This window comes from Aquimarina besae, from assembly GCF_042434905.1.
In the GTDB taxonomy this organism is placed as follows: Bacteria; Bacteroidota; Bacteroidia; order Flavobacteriales; family Flavobacteriaceae; genus Aquimarina.
In genome coordinates, this window is the sequence record NZ_CP170199.1 from 4,839,699 (window position 1) to 4,858,558 (window position 18,860).

16 protein-coding genes are annotated in these 18,860 nt (G+C 35.6%); 8 read left to right on the forward strand and 8 right to left on the reverse strand.

Annotated features, from left to right (window positions below; translation table 11 throughout):
• The first annotated feature begins 178 nt into the window (after window positions 1–178).
• Entirely contained in the window at window positions 179–3,601 is a 3,423-nt protein-coding gene (locus ACE94K_RS21380; protein WP_378177386.1) for a T9SS type A sorting domain-containing protein, read from the forward strand.
• A 75-nt stretch (window positions 3,602–3,676) separates the two neighbouring features.
• Here the strand turns inward: ACE94K_RS21380 and ACE94K_RS21385 are convergent, their stop codons facing one another.
• On the reverse strand, window positions 3,677–7,129 hold the full coding sequence (locus ACE94K_RS21385; RefSeq protein ID WP_378177389.1) for a pyruvate carboxylase: 3,453 nt from the start codon (window positions 7,127–7,129) through the stop codon (window positions 3,677–3,679).
• Window positions 7,130–7,427: 298 nt separating this feature from the next.
• On the opposite strand from ACE94K_RS21385, the gene ACE94K_RS21390 reads away from it, so the two are divergent.
• On the forward strand, window positions 7,428–7,613 hold the full coding sequence (locus tag ACE94K_RS21390; RefSeq protein WP_378177392.1) for a CsbD family protein: 186 nt from the start codon (window positions 7,428–7,430) through the stop codon (window positions 7,611–7,613).
• A 104-nt stretch (window positions 7,614–7,717) separates the two neighbouring features.
• Window positions 7,718–8,527: a TerC family protein gene (locus ACE94K_RS21395; RefSeq protein WP_378177395.1), complete on the forward strand. Its 810-nt coding sequence runs from the start codon at window positions 7,718–7,720 to the stop codon at window positions 8,525–8,527.
• A 58-nt stretch (window positions 8,528–8,585) separates the two neighbouring features.
• Here ACE94K_RS21395 and ACE94K_RS21400 read toward each other — a convergent pair whose 3' ends face one another.
• The 7 genes from ACE94K_RS21400 to ACE94K_RS21430 form a co-directional block, all read right to left on the reverse strand.
• Entirely contained in the window at window positions 8,586–9,719 is a 1,134-nt protein-coding gene (locus ACE94K_RS21400) for a TRAP transporter substrate-binding protein (RefSeq protein WP_378177398.1), read from the reverse strand.
• Between the two features lie 58 nt (window positions 9,720–9,777).
• Window positions 9,778–11,124 carry a TRAP transporter large permease subunit gene (locus ACE94K_RS21405; protein WP_378177401.1) on the reverse strand — a complete coding sequence of 449 codons (1,347 nt, stop codon included), beginning with the start codon at window positions 11,122–11,124 and terminating at the stop codon, window positions 9,778–9,780.
• Window positions 11,124–11,627, reverse strand: a complete 504-nt coding sequence (locus ACE94K_RS21410) for a TRAP transporter small permease subunit (RefSeq protein ID WP_378177404.1) — start codon at window positions 11,625–11,627, stop codon at window positions 11,124–11,126. The genes ACE94K_RS21405 and ACE94K_RS21410 overlap by 1 nt, the downstream gene beginning before the upstream one ends.
• Before the next feature lie 101 nt (window positions 11,628–11,728).
• The gene (yaaA, locus tag ACE94K_RS21415; RefSeq protein ID WP_378177407.1) at window positions 11,729–12,490 is read right to left on the reverse strand and encodes a peroxide stress protein YaaA; all 762 of its coding nucleotides are present in this window, start codon (window positions 12,488–12,490) and stop codon (window positions 11,729–11,731) included.
• A 174-nt stretch (window positions 12,491–12,664) separates the two neighbouring features.
• Window positions 12,665–12,856, reverse strand: a complete 192-nt coding sequence (locus ACE94K_RS21420; RefSeq protein ID WP_027392365.1) for a cold-shock protein — start codon at window positions 12,854–12,856, stop codon at window positions 12,665–12,667.
• A 124-nt stretch (window positions 12,857–12,980) separates the two neighbouring features.
• Window positions 12,981–14,024 carry an RluA family pseudouridine synthase gene (locus ACE94K_RS21425; protein ID WP_378177411.1) on the reverse strand — a complete coding sequence of 348 codons (1,044 nt, stop codon included), beginning with the start codon at window positions 14,022–14,024 and terminating at the stop codon, window positions 12,981–12,983.
• Window positions 14,025–14,049: 25 nt separating this feature from the next.
• A complete protein-coding gene (locus ACE94K_RS21430; protein ID WP_378177414.1) occupies window positions 14,050–14,628 on the reverse strand; it encodes a PASTA domain-containing protein in 579 nt (192 codons plus the stop codon).
• 94 nt (window positions 14,629–14,722) lie between these two features.
• Between ACE94K_RS21430 and ACE94K_RS21435 the strand changes: the two genes are divergently transcribed.
• The 5 genes from ACE94K_RS21435 (at window position 14,723) to ACE94K_RS21455 (ending at window position 18,859) form a co-directional block, all read left to right on the forward strand.
• Window positions 14,723–15,706 (forward strand): D-alanine--D-alanine ligase, encoded by a 984-nt coding sequence (locus ACE94K_RS21435; RefSeq protein WP_378177417.1) that lies wholly within the window; start codon window positions 14,723–14,725, stop codon window positions 15,704–15,706.
• Window positions 15,707–15,786: 80 nt separating this feature from the next.
• On the forward strand, window positions 15,787–16,248 hold the full coding sequence (gene coaD, locus ACE94K_RS21440) for a pantetheine-phosphate adenylyltransferase (RefSeq protein WP_378177420.1): 462 nt from the start codon (window positions 15,787–15,789) through the stop codon (window positions 16,246–16,248).
• Window positions 16,249–16,276: 28 nt separating this feature from the next.
• Window positions 16,277–17,011, forward strand: a complete 735-nt coding sequence (locus ACE94K_RS21445) for a hypothetical protein (protein WP_378177423.1) — start codon at window positions 16,277–16,279, stop codon at window positions 17,009–17,011.
• Complete coding sequence (locus tag ACE94K_RS21450; RefSeq protein ID WP_378177425.1) at window positions 17,011–17,406, forward strand: VOC family protein; 396 nt, start codon at window positions 17,011–17,013, stop codon at window positions 17,404–17,406. The genes ACE94K_RS21445 and ACE94K_RS21450 overlap by 1 nt, the downstream gene beginning before the upstream one ends.
• 55 nt (window positions 17,407–17,461) lie before the next feature.
• Window positions 17,462–18,859 (forward strand): DUF1800 family protein, encoded by a 1,398-nt coding sequence (locus ACE94K_RS21455; protein ID WP_378177428.1) that lies wholly within the window; start codon window positions 17,462–17,464, stop codon window positions 18,857–18,859.
• The last annotated feature ends 1 nt before the right edge of the window (window position 18,860 follow it).

The window sequence follows — 18,860 nt, forward strand, 5'->3', positions numbered from 1 at the left end:
TTTCAACACAAAAGTTATTAACAAAAAATAATTATATATCTTTACACCGTAAACATTTAACAACCTTAGAGTCATAAAAGTAGACATCCTTATATAAATAAGCCCCCGATCTACATTGTTAATAACTTTTAAACAAAGTGTTGACAACTCATAAAGGTGCATTAAAAACACTTAAAAAGTGAAAAAAATTATACTTGTAATTGCAATATTTTTTATTGCACACGCTAGTAACGGCCAGTGTTCTGTTGAAAATGATGACGACCAGCTGATTAGTGCTACTCCAAACACAATCCAAGCAGGACAAAGTTTTACTGCCTCTTGTAATGGAATTTTAAATTCTATTGGTATTTTGACATTTATTAGCGAGTCTGTCGATGTAACCATATATGAGGGAGAAGGATATAGTGGTTCAGTCTTAGGAACATTATCCGCTCAACCCACAAGTCCATTTTCTAATTCCACTGATTATTCTTTTTTTGATTTTTCTTCATTGAATATTACCCTGATTGCTGGTCAGAAGTATACTTTTGATATTTCCAATTTAAGTTTTGCAGTTGCTTTTGATAATGAGTCGACTCCTGATTACACTGGAGGAATGCGCTTTTCAGGAGAAATTTCGCAAACTGATTCTACAGACTTATTATTTCTAGTAAATCTTGATGCAATTCCTTGTACCGATCCCGATATACCAACCGTAACATACAATCCAACGACCATTTGTGAAGGAGACACAACAACTTTAACTATCACAGGAAATCTAAATGATGCTACAGAATGGCATATATACACAGGATCTTGTGGTGGTACTGAAATTGGATCGACCACATCTAATACGTTTGTAGTATCACCCTCTGTACCAAGCACCACCTACTTTGTTAGAGGAGAAGGTGGTTTGTGTGTGATTCCGGCTTCCTGTGGAACGGTCAGCGTTAGCGTAACTGCTAATGATATTGTTTCCTTTACAGCACCATCAGATGTATGTTTAGATGCAGGTGTACAAAACGGATTAGGGGGCGCAACTCCCACAGGAGGTATCTATTCAGGTCCTGGAGTAATCGATGATGGAAATGGAACAACCTATAGCTTTGATCCTGTAATTGCAGGTTTAGGAACGCATACAATTACCTATACCAGTGCTGGTACTTGCAATAATAGCGCAAATGACACTATTGAAGTGTTTGATCTACCAACAGTAATCTTTACTGCTCCTTCAGATCTCTGTATTGATGCAGGCGTGCAGAATGGATTAGGTGGTGCAACTCCAACGGGTGGAACATATTCTGGAAACGGAGTAACCGATGATGGTAACGGATTGACATATTCTTTTGACCCTGCTACAGCCGGTGTGGGTGTGCATACCATAACCTATAGCTTTACCAATGCCAACGGATGTACAAATACAGCTTCAGGTGATATAGAAGTATTTGAGCTACCAACTGTAACCTTTACTGCTCCTTCAGATCTCTGTATTGATGCAGGGGTGCAGAATGGATTAGGTGGTGCAACTCCAACGGGGGGAACATATTCTGGAAACGGAGTTACCGATGATGGTAACGGATTGACATATTCTTTTGACCCTGCTACAGCCGGTGTGGGTGTACATACCATAACCTATAGCTTTACCAATGCCAACGGATGTACAAATACAGCTTCTGACACTATTGAAGTGTTTAATCTACCAACAGTAACCTTTACTGCTCCTTCAGATCTTTGTATTGATGCAAGCGTGCAGAATGGATTAGGTGGTGCAACTCCAACGGGTGGAACTTATTCTGGAAACGGAGTTGCCGATGATGGTAACGGATTGACATATTCTTTTGATCCTGCTACAGCCGGTGTGGGTGTGCATACCATAACCTATAGCTTTACCAATGCCAATGGATGTGCAAATACAGCTTCAGATGATATAGAAGTATTTGATTTACCGACAGTGACATTTACAGCTCCGGTAGATTTGTGTATTGATGCAGGTGTACAGAATGGATTAGGTGGTGCAACTCCAACGGGTGGAACATATTCTGGAAACGGAGTTACCGATGATGGTAACGGATTGACATATTCTTTTGATCCGACTACAGCTGGTGCTGGTGTTCATACTATCACCTATAGTTTTACAAATGCTAATGGATGTACCAATACTGCTTCGGACACTATTGAAGTGTTTGAGCTACCAACAGTAACCTTTACAGCTCCTTCAGATCTCTGTATTGATGCAGGCGTGCAGAATGGATTAGGTGGTGCAACTCCGACGGGTGGAACATATTCTGGAAACGGTGTTACCGATGATGGTAACGGAATGACATATTCTTTTGATCCCGCTACAGCCGGTGTGGGTGTGCATATCATAAGTTACAGCTTTACCAATGCCAATGGATGTGCCAATACTGCTTCTGATACTATTGAAGTATTTGACCTACCAACAGTAACCCTTACTGCTCCTTCAGATCTCTGTATTGATGCAGGTGTACAGAATGGATTAGGTGGTGCAACTCCAACGGGTGGAACATATTCTGGAAACGGAGTTACCGATGATGGTAACGGATTGACATATTCTTTTGATCCGACTACAGCTGGTGCTGGTGTTCATACTATCACCTATAGTTTTACAAATGCCAACGGATGTACAAATACTGCTTCAGATGATATAGAAGTATTTGATTTACCGACAGTGACATTTACAGCTCCGGTAGATTTGTGTATTGATGCAGGCGTGCAGAATGGATTAGGTGGTGCAACTCCAACGGGTGGAACATATTCTGGAAACGGAGTTACCGATGATGGTAACGGATTGACATATTCTTTTGATCCGACTACAGCTGGTGCTGGTGTTCATACTATCACCTATAGTTTTACAAATACTAATGGATGTACCAATACTGCTTCGGACACTATTGAAGTGTTTGATCTACCAACAGTAATCTTTACTGCTCCTTCAGATCTCTGTATTGATGCAGGCGTGCAGAATGGATTAGGTGGTGCAACTCCAACCGGTGGAACATATTCTGGAAACGGAGTTACCGATGATGGTAACGGATTGACATATTCTTTTGACCCTGCTACAGCCGGTGTGGGTGTGCATACCATAAGTTACAGCTTTACCAATGCCAATGGATGTGCCAATACTGCTTCTGATACTATTGAAGTATTTGATCTACCTGATGCTTCTGTAGATGATTCTTTGATGCCAACTTTTACGGCTAATACAGCAGGAGCATCTTATCAATGGATTGATTGCGATACTGATACAGCTTTATCAGGAGAAGTAAATCAGTCATTTACGGCAACAGAAAATGGTAATTATGCAGTAGAAATCACAGTAAATGGCTGTACCCAAAGATCGTCTTGCTTTTTGGTAGAAACATTTAGTGTTGATGAACAAGAAATAATCAATAACAAATTACGTATATATCCTGTTCCCACGACTGGAAGAATCAACATTTCTATCCCCATAAAAAAGGCGATTATATACAATCTTATTGGAAAAAAGGTATTCGAGACAAATAAGAGCTCTTTTGATATTACATCCTTAAATTCTGGAGTATATTTTATCAATATTGAAGGAGAAAAAGGAAATGCTATAAGACGAATAGTTAAAGAATAAAAAACTATCGTACTAAAAACAGCAAACCTCTTAGTCTTAAGAGGCTTGCTGTTTTTCTGTAATATAAATCAATAATTATTTCAAGGTGATGACTAAATCATCAGCCTCTACCATCATACCGGATTTTAATACTACTTTTTTGATAACAGCATCTTCATTGGCTGTTATCGTAGTTTCCATTTTCATAGCTTCTATGATAAATAACGGATCGTTCTTTTTTACTTCCTGACCGGTTTTTACTAAAATAGAAGACAAAGATCCCTGTAATGGCGCGCCGATCTGTTTAGTATCAGTTTTATCTACTTTAAGATGTACAACCTTATCTACTTTGATGGAATTATCCTTAATTTCTACATTTCGGGTTTGCCCATTAACTTTGAAGAATACAGTAACCATACCATCCTCGTGAGGTTCACCGATTGAAATTAGCTCTATCAAAAGGATTTTACCTTTGTCTAACTCGATGATGATTTCTTCTCCAGGCTTCATTCCATAAAAGAAGTTCTTTGTAGGAATGTTCATCACATTGCCATACTTAATGTGATGATTATAGGCTCCTGTAAATACTTTTGGATATAGTTTATAGGAAAGAAAATCTGTGATATCCAACTCTCTACCCATTCCTTTTTTGAAAACTTTTACGAAGTCTTTAAATTCGGTTTCAAAATCTACCGGTTCTAGATGTGCATTGGGTCTATTAGTAAAAGGTTTCTGATCTTTTAATATTGATTTTTGAAGATCTTTAGGAAAACCTCCTTCGGGTTGACCTAATTCTCCCTTAAATAAGCTAACTACAGATTGAGGAAAAGAAATAGTCTCACCCCTTTCTTTTACATCCTCTATAGTGAGGTTGTTGCTCACTAGATACTGGGCCATATCTCCTACAACTTTAGAACTAGGGGTTACTTTTACGATATCACCAAACAATTTATTGACCTCACCATACATCTTGGTAATCTCATGAAAACGATCGGCCAGCCCTAATCCCTGTGCTTGGGGTTTTAAGTTAGAATATTGTCCTCCAGGTATTTCGTGCTGATATACTTCACCTGTTCCTGCTTTCAAACCAGATTCAAATACATAATAATATTCGCGAACCGCTTCCCAATAATTAGAATATTCATTCAGCTTTACTATATCCATCCGGTTTTCACGATCATGAAACCTTAACATCTCCATTATTGCATTGAAGTTAGGCTGTGCTGTTAATCCAGAAAGTCCTCCTAAAGCTACATCTACGACATCAACTCCAGCTTCAATTGCCTTTAGATAGGTAGCAGATTGTACTGAAGAAGTATCATGCGTATGTAAATGAATCGGAATATTAATTTCAGACTTCAATGCAGAAACCAACTCGTACGCTGCATACGGCTTCAATAAACCAGCCATATCTTTAATTCCTAAAATATGTGCACCAGCATTCTCAATATCTTTGGCTAATTGAATGTAATACTCTAAGGTATATTTGGTGCGTTTCGGATCTAAAATATCTCCGGTATAACATAATGAACCCTCTGCTAAACCTTGTGTTCGTGTTCTCACGTGCTCAATACACGGTGCAATCGATTTCATCCAGTTTAAAGAATCAAAAATTCTGAAAACATCTACTCCATTTTCCCAGGATTGTTCCACAAATTTACCTATGAGATTATCTGGATACGCTGTGTATCCAACACCGTTAGATCCACGAATGAGCATTTGTAATAATAGATTTGGCATGGCTGCTCTCAGTGCACGAAGACGCTCCCAAGGATTTTCTCTCAAGAATCTTAGACATACATCAAAAGTAGCACCTCCCCATACTTCCATACTAAATACTTCCGGATGATTTTTAGCGAACCCCTCGGCAACTTTTAGCATATCATAGGTTCGCATTCTTGTTGCCAGTAAGCTCTGATGTGCATCACGCATGGTCGTATCTGTAAAATGAACTTTCTTTTCATCTTTTAACCAGGCAGCAAATTTTTCGGGACCTAACTCTGTCAACAAATCTTTAGTCCCTTTTTGATATCCGTTAGATTGATCAAACTCAGGAATCTTAGGAACAACAAAAGTTTTTGTTGGATCAATAGTTTTCACATCTGGATTACCATTAACAATAATATCTCCTAAAAAATTAGCTAATTTGGTTGCTCTATTTCGAGATTCTTTTATAATGAAAAGACTTTTTGTATCTCTAATGAAATTAACCGTAACTGCTCCTTTCCTAAAAGTTTCGTGCTTAAGGATATTATCTAAAAATGGCATATTTGTTTTTACACCACGAATCCTAAACTCAGACAATGCTCTTCGCATCTTTCTGCAAGCACCATCCAAGGTTCTACTATTGGCAGAAACTTTTACCAACATCGAATCAAAAAACGGCGAAATTGTTACTCCTTGATACACGCTTCCTGCATCTAATCGGATTCCAAATCCAGAGGCACTTCGATAGGTAGTAATTGTTCCATAATCTGGCTTAAAATTGTTCTCAGGATCTTCTGTAGTAATTCTACATTGCACAGCATATCCATTCACTCTAAGACTCTCCTGACTTTCTATCTTGATTTGTTTATCAGATAGTTTGTAGCCTCCTGCAATAAATATTTGCGCTTTTATTAAATCAATACCAGTTACTATTTCGGTAACAGTGTGTTCCACTTGTACCCTAGGGTTTACTTCAATAAAATAAATACTACCATCATCATCTACCAAAAATTCTACAGTACCAATATTATTATAATCAACTGCTTTACATATTGTTAAAGCGTAATGGTATAAATTATCAAGAACTTTCTGATCAACACCATAAGAAGGTGCGTACTCAATCACTTTTTGATATCGTCTTTGAACAGAACAATCACGCTCAAAAAGATGCACCATATTTCTGTGATGATCTGCTACGATCTGTATCTCTATATGTTTTGGATTTTCAACAAATTTTTCTAAAAAAACAGTGTCATCACCAAATGCATTTAAGGCTTCTCTTTGGGATTCTGGATATGCTTTTTCTAACTCTTCTACCGTTCGAATTACACGCATCCCTCTACCTCCTCCTCCAGAGGCAGCTTTTAGCATCACCGGAAAACCAATTCGCTTGGCTTCTTTAATGGCTATTTTTACATTAGTCAGATCTTCTTTATTACTTTGAATTATAGGAATATTATTGGCAATCGCTACTTCTTTTGCCATTATTTTATCTCCTAAGGAACGAAGTACAGAAACTTTAGGACCAATAAATATGATATCATTTTCCTTACATTTTTGAGCAAAATCTGCATTTTCTGAAAGGAAACCATACCCTGGGTGAATCGCATCTACATTATTGCTTTTTGCAACCTTAATGATTGCATCAATGTTTAAATAAGGTTTTAATGGCTCGTTGTCTGCTCCTATTTGATACGCCTCATCTGCTTTATATCGATGTAAAGAATATCTATCTTCATAGGTGTAAACTCCTACGGTTTGTAAGCCAATTTCTGTACAAGCTCTAAAAATTCGGATAGCTATTTCCCCTCGGTTGGCAACTAAAACCTTTTTGATTTGCATGGTAATGATTTTGTGTTTAAGTAATATTTAGCGAACATTCGCTGCGAAGATATGGATTAGATAAATTCTTTGCAACGTAATTATTATCAAGTTATAAATAATTTTTATCCAAATTAATTATCCGAATGAAACAATAGACAACTAATTTTTAATAAGATATGAACTCTTCAATAATTTATGAAACTTTTAGGACTATAAATACCGTTATGATCAACAAATATTTTAATTGAGTTAAGATGTATTGCTTATTATAAAGACCTTGCGGTATTATTAAAGTAATAACTTAAAACGCTATATTATGAACACAGATCAATTAGAAGGAAAATGGAAACAGGTGAAAGGAAAGTTCAAACAAAAATATGGAAAAGTCACCGATGATGACACTACATATTCTGAAGGTAAATTTGATGAAATGTTAGGTAAACTTCAGGAAAAGACAGGAAAAACGAAGGAAGAACTGAAAGAAGAAATTGATAAATTGTAAAAAAAGATCATTTCAAATTTCATTGATAAATAACCTAAAAAATACAATTCTGATTAGTTGGAATTGTATTTTTTTGTTTTACTTCGTATAAATCTTCGAATCAAATGCTAGATATATTAACAAACGCAGATGCTTGGGTGGCATTATTAACCCTTACCTTTCTAGAAATCATCTTAGGTATTGATAATATTGTTTTCATCTCTATTGCAGCAAGCAAACTACCAGCTCACCAACAAAAAAAAGCCACTAACTGGGGTTTAATTCTTGCCATGGTTCAAAGAATTATTTTACTGTTAGGTGTTTCCTATCTTGTAGCATTGAAAGAACCTTTTTACACTATTGACAACTCTTGGCTAAGTATTGGCATTAGTTGGCAAAGCTTAATTTTATTCTTTGGAGGTATCTTTTTGTTATATAAAAGCACATCCGAAATTCATGACAAAGTTGATATACCTCAAAAGGAAGAAAATGAATTAAAAAACAAAAAAATTACTTCATTAAAAAAGGCACTCGTTCAAATTCTAATCATTGATTTTATCTTCTCTATAGATTCAATACTTACGGCTATTGGTATGACAAATGGAATTGGAGAAAAGCCACAGGATGCCTTGGTATTAATGATTATTGCAGTGGTAATTTCTATATTAATTATGATGATTTTTGCTAATGGTATCAGAAAATTCATCAACAAACATCCATCTATGCAGTTGCTAGCACTATCATTTTTGATTTTAATTGGTTTTATGCTGATTACAGAAGCTGCGCATTTATCACACGCTGTTATTTTTGATCAAGAAATTGGAGCAATCCCTAAAGGGTATTTGTACTTTGCAATTGCTTTCTCTTTACTAGTTGAGTTTTTAAATATGCGACTAAAAAAGAAAATGGAATTAGTTGAAACTACCGAAGACTAGTCTTTGATAGTTCGCTTACTCAGCTCTTTTACCACAGGTTTAAATCATTGATTGCATATTATTTCTGGATCTTATTGTAGTAAGCTTTTTCAGTAATTTCAGACCATTTGGAGATTCTTTTCTGAAAGCTGGAGTAACTCTCATACACTTCTTTAGATAGTGGATCGTCTCCTATCATCTCTTGTAAAGCTTCATCAGTAAAGCCTCTTAATGCGTCCAGGGTTTCTTTAGAAAATTCCCTAATTTCCACACCTTCCTCATTTACCAACTTATCTAAATAAATTCCATTCTGTTTATCAAACTCTGACAATACCCAAACTTGTGCGCGTTTAGATGCGGCTTGTAATACAGCTTGTAAATGTGGAGGTAAACCATCATGAAGATTTTTATTAATAAAAAACTCTAACTGAGAGCCGGTTTCGTGCCATCCTGGAGTGTAATAATATTTTGAGATTTTATGAAACCCCATTTTATAGTCGTGATAAGGACCAATCCACTCTGTAGCGTCAATAACACCACGTTCTAAACTTGTATAAATTTCACTTCCGGCAACCAGCACTGCGGCGCCTCCTGCTTTCTCCAATACCTTTCCACCAATTCCGGGTAGACGCATTTTCAACCCTTTGAAATCTTCTATAGAATTAATCTCTCGATTAAACCATCCTCCCATTTGGACTCCCGTATTTCCTCCCATAAAAGGAACTAAATTAAATTGCGCATAGGTTTTTTTCCAAAGCTCGTAACCTCCTCCTACTTCTAACCAAGAAGTTATTTGCTGGCTATTCATTCCAAAAGGCACTGCAGCAAAGAATTGTGCTGCCGGAGTTTTTCCTGCCCAGTAATACGCTGCTCCACACCCCATCTCAATAGTTCCTTGAGAAACTGCATCAAAGGCTTCCAGAGGAGGTACTAACTCTCCTCCTCCATACACTTTGATTTTTATTTGACCGTTGGAAAGTTCATCTACCCATTCCGCATATTTCTCAGCTACTTCTCCAACTACCGGAAAGTTTGGTGGCCAAGTAGTGGTCATTTTCCAATGAAATACTTTATTGGGTTTCGTCACATCGTAAGATGAAGGATTATTCATATTTGCAGGTGGTTCGCCCAAACAGGACAGAAAAAAAGTTGCTAATACACTATATAAGACCCTTCTTGAAATATGCCACATTTGTGCTTTGTACAAATTCATAACTATTTTTTATATGATATCATAAAAGAAATAAACCCTTTTATAAATTAAAAGTGTATTACTTAGAAATAAAAATAATCTCAGGAAAAAATATAACTAAACTCACAATGATTAACTGAATTACAATAAAAGGAATAATCCCTCTATAAATCTGACTTGTCCTGACTGTCTCTGGAGCCACACCTTTTAGATAAAACAATGCAAATCCAAATGGGGGAGTAAGAAAGGAAGTTTGTAAATTCAGTGCCATCAAAATTCCTACCCAAAGCATGTTCATATCAAAGGCATTAAAAACGGGTGTCACCACAGGAACTATAATAAAAACAATCTCAATAAAGTCAATAAAGAATCCTGCAATAAAAATCACAATCATTACTAACAATAAAAACATCAAAGGAGTTAGTTGAGAAGACATAATTAATTCCTGAAGATATCGATCTCCTCCTAATGTTCTAAAAACTAGTGTAAATGTAGTTGCTCCGAGTAATATAAAAAATACCATAGATGTCAATCTGGTAGTCTCTTGTGCAACTTCTTTCAATATCGTAAACGAAAACTTTTTTTGAATAATGGTTAACACAGTTGCTCCTAATGCTCCAATAGCAGAAGCTTCTGTAGGAGAGGCAATTCCTGTAAAAATTGACCCTAACACAATAACTATCAGAAGAACAGGAAGTAATAGTACTTTAAGTATTTTAGGAATAAAATTATCACCTCTAAAGACTGCTATTTCTTCTGCAGGAATACTTGGGGCATCCTCTTTATGGATAAATGATTTTATTAAAATATAAACAATATAAAGTCCAACCAATATGAGTCCGGGAAGTAACGCTGCAGAAAACAATGTCCCCACATCCACCGATGCAGCTCCTCTAGATGAACTATTTATTGTATCTGCTAAAAGCACCAATACAATAGAAGGTGGAATAATTTGCCCTAATGTTCCTGAAGAAGCAATGACACCAACCGCAAGCTCCGTTTTATAACCTCTTTTCAGCATCGTAGGTAAACTTATTAATCCCATGGTGACCACAGTTGCCCCAACGATTCCGGTAGATGCTGCCAATAATGCTCCCACAATAATTACCGAAATTGCCAATCCCCCGCGTACCCTACCAAACATCATCGCCATGGTTTCTAATAAACTTTGAGCTAATCCTGATTTTTCCAGCATAATTCCCATAAAAATAAACAATGGAACAGCCATTAGAACATAGTTGTTTACTACTCCCATAATTCTGGAAGGCAGTAAGTAAAAGGTAGACATACTAAAATAGTCGGGGGCAAAAATCGATACACCAAAGGCAAAAGCAACAGAAATACCTCCTAAGGTAAATGCTACCGGATATCCCTTAAGAATTAAAATAAAGATAATAACGAATAATACAATTGCTAAAAACTCCATTAATTATCTTTATTAGTAATAGTCTGAATTGATTTTAGCATCTCGGAAATGCCTTGAAGTAATAAAAAAACAAAGCCTAAAGTGATACAAAACTTAAGCACATATAAAGCAGGTAATCCTCCTGCTTGCGGAGAGGATTCATTCATCATAAAAGAAGATAACCCATAATACCAGGATGACACAATTACCACATAACACCAAGGAATTAATAAACAAACACCTCCTATCAGATCAATCCAGGCTTTACCTTTTTTAGACATTTTTGTATAAAAAACATCTACTCTTACATGCTTTCCATATTTGAAAGTATATCCTGAACCTACTAAGAATAAAATCCCAAATAAATAGATTTCAGTTTCAATCATCCATATAAACGTAAACTGAAAAACATAACGAATGATAACGTCCAACCCTATAATAACGGCCAAAAAAACAGCTACCCAACTAACCAAAACTCCGGTTCTTTCGCCAATCCAATCAAGGAAGTGTATGATTTTTTGCATCTAATGATTTATGATATCTATCTATGGGTTGAAGATACTAAAATTAGATGCATTTATAAATGGAATGCATTATTAGTAAAAATGACAAAACGAACTAAATGTTACCTCACAAAAACCAACTCATTAGGTTTGGTAGTATGCTCTTGGCTAAAACTGTAGCCATCGTAATTGAAACCTTTTAAATCCTCTACAGTTTCTGCTCCTGTATCTATAATATAACGTACCATCATACCACGAGCTTTCTTAGCAAAGAAACTAATCATCTTTAGTTTATCACCTTTCCAATCTTTAAATTGTGGAGTAATTATCGGTACTTTTAGCGCTTTTTTATCAATAACACTGAAATACTCATTACTAGCCAGATTTACAAATAGCTCATCATCTTCCAACTCAGCATTGAGCTGTTCTGTAACTTGTTTTTTCCAGAATTCATACAAATTATTATTACGCCCCACTTTAAGCTTGGTACCCATTTCTAAACGATAAGGCTGTATCAAGTCCAATGGTTTTAGAATTCCATAAAGGCCTGAAAGTATCCTTAATGTATCCTGTAGTACATCCAACTTTTCTTCCGGAATTGTATAACTATCTAATCCTATGTATACATCACCCTTAAAAGCATATACAGCAGGTCTTGCATTTTCTGTAGTAAAAGGAAGACTAAAATCTTGATTTCGTTGCCAGTTTAATTGCGCCAGATTATCACTGATACTCATCAAATCAGATAATTTTTTTGGTGTCTTTTTCTGAAGTCCCAAATTTAATTTTTCAGCCTCGGTTAAAAAAGATGGTTTTGTATGTTTATCGGTAGGTAATGCGGTTTCAAAATCCAGTGATTTTGCAGGAGATATTACAATTTTCATTAAAGTAACTTTTATTTTCTCAAAAATACAACAGTGTGATGACAAATAAAATCAGCCAAGGTAATTCTTATCTATTTAAGTATTGAAATGTTTTATGTATAAATTCCCTCAGAAAATAAAAAAAGCCTATCAAAATAGACAGGCTTGTGTTTTAAAAAAGTCAAAATGTATATATTATAATACTTTCACGTTTACCGCGTTCATTCCTTTTTTACCTTCTTTAAGTTCAAACTCTACTTCGTCACCTTCACGAACTTCGTCAATTAAGCCTGAAATGTGTACAAAATGATCTTTGTTTGATCCTTCTTCTGTGATGAATCCAAATCCTTTGGAGTCATTAAAAAATTTTACTGTTCCTTTATTCATTATAAAATATTAAAGCGCGAAGATAGTATTTATTCGTGAGCAATCCCTATTTATTTCAAAATAAAGTTTTTAGTAACGTTTATTTAATATTGAAAATCTGACAAAGACTAGACGCAATTCTATTCTAGTACAACTGATTCTTAGCATAGTTCCTCCAACGTTCGATACATTGCTCCATGTCTTCCGGGATAGAAGTTTCGAAATCCATTTTTTCGCCAGTTATCGGATGAACAAATCCTAATGTTTTTGCATGCAAAGCTTGTCTAGGCAAAACCTTGAAACAATTTTCTACAAACTGTTTATACTTCGTAAATGTAGTTCCTTTGAGAATTTTTTCTCCACCGTATCGTTCATCATTAAAAAGCGTATGCCCAATATGCTTCATATGCACACGAATCTGATGTGTTCTCCCTGTTTCCAACTTACAAGAAAGCAAGGATACATATCCTAATCTTTCTAAAACTTGATAATGCGTAACCGCGGGTTTGCCTTTTTCTGCGTCATCTCCTTCGAAAACTGTATTCTGTAATCTATTTTTAGGGTGACGACCTATATTCCCTTCTATAGTTCCTTCGTCTTCGGTTGGATTACCCCAAACAATAGCAACATATTCGCGCTCTGATGTTTTATCAAAAAACTGCTTTGCCAGATGCGTCATCGCCTCCTCAGTCTTAGCAACGACCAATAAACCACTGGTATCCTTATCAATTCGGTGTACTAAGCCTGGTCGATTACTGCTATTATTTGGTAGATTATCAAAATGATAGATCAGAGCATTTATAAGGGTTCCGGAATAATTTCCATGACCTGGATGTACCACCATTCCGGCAGGTTTATTAACCACCAACAAGACATCGTCCTCAAATACAATATCCAAAGGAATATTCTCCGGAGTCAATAAATTCTCATACGGAGGATGTGAGAATAAAACACGAACCACATCATTAGGTTTTACCTTGTGATTGGATTTTACGGCTACATCATTTACAAAAACGCTTCCAGATTTGGCAGCTTGCTGAATTTTATTACGGGTAGCATTTTCGACAAAATTCATTAAGAATTTATCTACTCGTAAAGGTACCTGCCCTGCCCCGGCTACGAAGCGATAATGCTCATAAAGATCATCTTCATTAGGATCTAAATCTTCGATATCAGGATTTTCTTCCAAAGTGTTTTATTTCTGAAGTTCTTGTTTATTGAGATAATCTTAAGTTCCCACTTTCGTCTCCAACTACAAGGTCGATAGTGGAAGTTTTCATTATCTTATCACCGGGTTTCAATGCTTTTCCTTTATGTCTTAGCTCCAGCACCTGATCCGATGGATCAGGTTTATAGGTGATAGAACCTATTTTAAAACCAAGAGCAACCAATCTGGGCTCCACTTGCCTTCTAGTCTTACGAATTACATCAGGCACCTCAATTTTACGATATCCCGAAGGATTCAATGTCACATAGATTTTTCTATTTTCCTTTACCATATTTCCCGCTGCGGGATTTTGTTCGATCACAGAATATCTGGGAAAATCAGGATTAAAGTTTGCAGAATCCTGAACCTCAAATCTCAGGTCTTTAGAATCTAGCAATGTTTTTACCTCGTCTAATGTCTTTTTACTCAAACTTGGCACTACAATTCTCTGATCGTGATTGGTAGAACTTTCTAGCCATTTCAAAGCAACGAAACAAAGAATAACAACCATAGTAATGGCAATTACAAGTTGGATAAGAAATGTCTTACTCCAAATAAACCTTAAAAGTCCTTTAAAAAAATCCATGTATTAATTGATAGTTTCGGCAAAGATATAAAAATGGAAACTTTTTATCTTTTGTTGTTAGATAAATGATATTTTTGTTTGTAAACAACATTAAATGAAGAAAAATATTGCCATCCTTATGGGCGGATATTCCAGTGAATTTGACATTTCTATCAAAAGCGGAAATGTGGTATACAAACATCTGGATAAGAATTTATATAACGCTTATCGCATTCATATCACCAAACAAGCCTGGTTTTATGTAGATGACAATGATCAAAAAACTGTAATCGACAAAAATGATTTTTCATTACAGCTGGGCAATTCTAAAATAATTTTTGATGCTGCATTTAACATAGTTCACGGAACTCCAGGAGAAGATGGTTTGTTACAAGCATATTTTGAGCTGATCGGAATTCCGCAAACTGCTTGCAACTTTTATCAGGCTGCGCTTACCTTTAATAAAAGAGACTGTATAAGCGTATTAAAACCTTACGGAATCCTGACTGCGAAAAATTATTTTCTCAACAAAGGAGATGATGTAAACGCAAAAGCTATTATCGACGCTGTAGGATTGCCTTGCTTTGTGAAAGCAAATAAAGCAGGAAGCAGTTACGGCGTATCCAAGGTAAAGACTGAACAAGAATTAATTCCTGCTATCGATATTGCATATAAAGAAGATGATGAGATTATTATAGAATCTTTTCTAAGTGGAACAGAAGTTTCTGTAGGAGTTATAACCTACAAAGGAAAAGATACCGTTTTACCAATTACTGAAATTGTTTCTGAAAATGAATTTTTTGATTATGAAGCAAAATACCTTGGCAAATCACAAGAAATAACACCAGCGAGACTTAGCAAAGAGGATGAAAGAAAAGTAAAAGATTTGGCTTTGAGAATATATCAGATACTTAAAATGAAAGGCTTTTCTAGAAGTGAATATATTTTTCATAATGGCGAACCGCATTTTGTAGAAATGAATACCAATCCTGGATTTAGTGAAGCTAGTATTTTACCTCAACAGGCAATTGCGGCAGGTATCAGTTTACAAGATTTATTAACTAACACTATTGAAGAAGCAATAAAGGAAAACAACTAACAGATATAAGCAATTTGCCAAAATACTAATCATAAAGTTTGTAACTTTACTTATCATTAAAAAACTATCACCGATCACTTATGAGAAGAGCTGTTTTTCCTGGTTCATTTGACCCGATTACATTAGGACATTATGACATTATCGAAAGAGGACTAACCCTTTTTGACGAAATTATTCTGGCTATTGGGGTTAATGCTGAAAAAAAATATATGTTCTCTTTAGAGGAAAGAAAACATTTTATAGAAGAAGCATTTAAAGATGAACCCAAGATAAAGGTAATGACTTACAAAGGGCTTACCGTAGATTTTTGTAAACAGCAAAACGCAGAATTTATATTAAGAGGTCTACGCAATCCGGGAGACTTTGAATTTGAAAAAGCCATTGCACATACCAATCGAAAATTGACTGAGATTGAAACGGTTTTTTTACTCACTTCATCAGGAAAAAGTTATATCTCTTCGTCCATTGTTCGTGATGTAATTCGTAATGGAGGTGATTACACCGGCTTAGTTCCTAACACTGTAATCGTTAAAAAAAAATAGAATTTAGAAAACCCCAAAAAACACCTTCATGAAAACTATATCCAAGATTTCTAGATTACTAATGATTTTTACTATTATCCTACTTTATGCTTGTAGTACAGATAATGAATCTGATGATAATACTGATAGTTCTATAACTTGTCAGAGTCCAGATAGCGCTGTTTACGAAGAAAAAGACGGATTAGTTGTTGTAGAATTTGAAAGTATTCAAGACCATAATGATTGGCAAAAAGAAAATGCAGTTGCAGGATTTCTTGGAACACATTATCTAGTATGGAAAGGGAATCAATTTTTAAATGCTCCCGATAATGGCCTTCTTACTTACAAAATAAAAATCACAAATCCCGGAACCTACAGGTTTATCTGGAGATCTAGAGTTACTAATGGTACATCGGGAACAGAACACAATGATTCGTGGTTGCGATTTGCAGATGCATCCGGTTTTTACGGAAAGAAAGGAGAAAGCATTGTGTATCCGGCAGACACGGGCCAATCTCCTACTCCTAATGGTGCAAGTAAGGATGGTTGGTTTAAAATTTATAAAAGTGGTCCTGCTGACCAATGGAAATGGCAATCCTCTACAAGTGATAATGATGGACATGATATTTTTGTAGAATTTGATACTCCTGCAACATATACGATGGAGGTTTCTGCCAGATCTTCCTTTCATGCACTTGATAGATTTGTTATTTTCTCTGAAAATATTACACAGAATGATGCCATTAATGAAACTACTGTCTTAAGTGAAATAATCTGTGATTAATGGTAAAAAGAAATATTGGAGCAATAACCTTAGTCGTTAAAAACTATGACGAAGCTATTCATTATTATGTAGCAAAGCTTAACTTCAAACTTATTGAAGACACTAAACTAAGTGATAAAAAACGTTGGGTTACCATTGCTCCTGAAAATAATTCTGAGACTACAATTCTACTGGCAGAAGCTGCTACTCCAGAACAAGAAAAATCAATTGGAAATCAAACAGGCGGAAGGGTTTTCCTATTCCTATATACGGATAATTTTTGGAGGGATTACAGTGACATGAAATCCAAAGGAGTATCTTTTCTCGAAGAACCCAGAGAGGAAATCTACGGAACGGTTGTTGTTTTTGAGGATCTATATGGCAACAAATGGGATCTTATTCAGCATAAAAGTTAGGACGATTCATTAAACCTTCAAACCAAATTACAGTCTTACTATAAAGCCTGTGATTATGAATACTTCTTTATCGGATAAACAGATACAACATCTTTATTGGAGAACCGGTTTCGGAATTACCCCTTCAGAATTGAAATCTGTTAGAAAGCTTTCTAAAAATCATATCGTAGAAATGTTATTCTCCGAAAGCAAAGACCAGACCGCGTTATCATTAGATTTTGGCGAGCTGCTTCGAGATCCCAGAAACTTATCACGAGAAGAGCGTCAAAAAATTCGAAAGCTTCGCAATCAAAAGATGCTAGAACTCAATATACTTTGGTTACAACAATTAACAGAAACAAAACAAGTTCTCAGAGAAAAAATGACACTGTTTTTCCACGATCATTTTGCCGTTCGATTAAGAACCCCCAGAGCTTGTATCCACCTCAATAATGTGATTAGAAAACGTGCTTTAGGAAGTTTTGGGGATATGTTGATGGAAGTTTCAAAATCTCCCGCGATGTTATTATTCCTCAATAACCGACAAAATCGAAAAAATAACCCAAACGAAAACTTCGCACGAGAAGTCATGGAGCTTTTTACACTAGGGAGAGACAATGGATATACCGAAAAAGATATCAAAGAAGCAGCAAGAGCCTTTACCGGATGGAACTTTTCTAAAAATGGTTCTTTTATCTTTAGAAAAAATCAACACGACTTCGGATCCAAAACGGTTTTAGGAAAAACCGGAAATCTTACTGGAGAAGACGTTATTAAAATTCTTCTGGATCAAAAACAAACTGCCAGATATATCACAGAAAAGATCTATCGATATTTTGTAAATGAAAAAATAAATGCAAAACATATAGAAGACTTAGTTCTTACTTTTTATAACTCCAATTATAATTTGGAAGTCCTAATGCGAAAGATTTTTATGAGTGATTGGTTCTATGAATCTCAAAATATTGGGATTAAAATCAAATCTCCTGTAGAATTAATTGTAGGACTTAGCAAACCTTTTAAGGTAGTGTATAAGGATCCCAAAGTCCTTGTATATCTGCAACGTACGTTAAATCAAACGTTATTTCTTCCACCTAATGTAGCGGGTTGGCCCGGTGCAAGATCATGGATCGACAATTCTACGTTACTATTAAGAATGAAATTAGCCTCGGTAACCTTAAATAATGGAGTGATTGAATGGCATAATGAAACAGATGAAGAAGCCACAACGATGATGAGACAACAATTTTATAAAAAGATGAAATCACAAATTCAGAAAAAAGTAAAAGCGACACCAAATTGGAATAACTTCCTATCGTCTTTAGAACCAAAGAGCAAAGAAGAACTAGTAGATTTTGTCATACAACCTAAATTATCAGCTGGTGCTAATGCAGTAATTGGTAAACTTGATGTAACAGACACTAAAAACTTCATCATAGAACTAATGAGCTTGCCAGAATACCAACTTTGCTAAC